Annotated in this window: 1 protein-coding gene; it reads right to left on the reverse strand. The window is 37.1% G+C overall.

From position 1 onward, the window contains the following. Positions 1-93: 93 nt before the first annotated feature. On the reverse strand, positions 94-326 hold a 233-nt coding region (locus tag D0T84_RS22385), incomplete at its 5' end, for a transposase (RefSeq protein ID WP_185155786.1).

A 326-nucleotide genomic window follows, 5' to 3' on the forward strand; every position in this document is an offset into this window, starting at 1 on the left:
TTCTCTATTCCCTGAAATACAGGGGGCTTACTTTTGATTATGCGAAAAACAAACACTGATATACAAGAGGATATGTCTAAAATAGGCAAGCTTTCAGCTTTTAGCGGACAACAATGATTTATTATATAGCCAAGAAATGAGATTCTTCATCCATTTCTTGAGATTCCATGCTGTTGCACTTAGAAGAGCATTGATTTGGACATACCTGTCTCCACAGAGATAATTTTCATACATTCTGAAGTCTGATTTGAGATGTGCGTTAACCGGTTCTATTGCTGCCCTGCGTCTAAACTTCCTCCGCTTTTTTTGTTTTTGATAATTGCTGT

It is taken from the genome of Dysgonomonas sp. 521 (assembly GCF_010501055.1).
In the GTDB taxonomy this organism is placed as follows: Bacteria; Bacteroidota; Bacteroidia; order Bacteroidales; family Dysgonomonadaceae; genus Dysgonomonas.